This is a genomic window from Sphingomonas sp. PP-CE-1A-559 (assembly GCF_004340965.1).
Lineage (GTDB): Bacteria > Pseudomonadota > Alphaproteobacteria > Sphingomonadales > Sphingomonadaceae > Sphingomonas.
In genome coordinates this window covers 1-1,048 of the sequence record NZ_SLYA01000036.1, presented here as the reverse complement: position 1 = coordinate 1,048, position 1,048 = coordinate 1, and the positions used below count along the sequence as shown (strand labels likewise).

General features: G+C 54.2%; 1 protein-coding gene. It reads left to right on the top strand.

What is annotated here, in order from left to right; all coding sequences use genetic code 11:
• The first annotated feature begins 300 nt into the window (after nucleotides 1-300).
• Nucleotides 301-912 carry a hypothetical protein gene (locus tag C8J42_RS19950; protein WP_133021546.1) on the top strand — a complete coding sequence of 204 codons (612 nt, stop codon included), beginning with the start codon at nucleotides 301-303 and terminating at the stop codon, nucleotides 910-912.
• The last annotated feature ends 136 nt before the right edge of the window (nucleotides 913-1,048 follow it).

The window sequence follows — 1,048 nt, the reverse complement described above, 5'->3', positions numbered from 1 at the left end:
TGATTTAAGTTAGTTTGCACGACGACTTTCATGGGACAGTGAAAGTTGGGGCAGCAGGTTGGGGCATATTGGGCAACTCCAAACCGAGAAAGATGTGCTGAACGAGTGGCTTTTATAGGGAGCTTGGATCGCATGCCCGGGTGTCCGGATATGGGCGTTCTGGTACGATCCCCCATTCTCGCGAGGGATCGAATTTTGATAATGTCCGAGTTGGGGAAGGAAAGCGGTCTGGCGGCTATTGGTGTGTCAGAAGCGAATAGCGGACGTTGCGCTTCGTGGCAGGCGCGATACGATGCCGACATGATCGACGCCAAACCCGAGACAATCAAGGCTGAGGCGGCCGACCTTCGGTCCTTGGCGTCCGCTCTGACCGGCTACACAATCTCTGTCGATCATGGGCGCATATCTGCGTTGTGGCTGTGGCGCAGTGACCAAGCACCCTTGCTGGTTACAAGCGATAGCCGCGACATCGTATTTAAATTCGAAGTGTTCACTCTCGCGATCCAAGCACCTCTTTATCCGACTTTGCGGGAGAGCGAGCAGGAAGCCGTAGGTCGCGCGGTAAAATGGCCATTTTTTGAGTGGCGAGTCGATGTTCTATGGATACGCGACTGGAGCATCCCCATCGAGGCGTTACCAGACGGATGGTATAGTAGCTCTAAGGATCGGTTTTTCGGCCAAGTTCCCGCTGGGGCGGAGCACACTTGCTTGGTAGCCAAAGCCCTACTTTTCACTGGAGCAGATGGTAGTCGGTTAATTATCGACCAAGGCGAAATGCCGCTCGACCTTTATGTGACCACTGATCCCAAGTTCATTAATCAAGCGATTTCGGATGCGATGCTAATGCCGCTCGACCGGTATCTTGAAGGGGCAGTTCCAACGGTCGGGGACGATATGCTCGAGGCGCGGTGACCGCTTATGGGGTCGATCTTTGATTAGTTTAACGGCGACAATTGGGCGTTCTTGCCCGAGCCGGCATTCTCGCGAGGGATGCTTTCGGGAAAACTAGATAAGTCGACTGGTATCGCCGGCGCTCACCTAATCACGC

Bases quoted from the DNA above. Each gene is read 5' to 3' on its own strand.
- C8J42_RS19950 (WP_133021546.1), top strand. From the start codon at position 301: ATGATCGACGCCAAACCCGAGACAATCAAGGCTGAGGCGGCCGACCTT.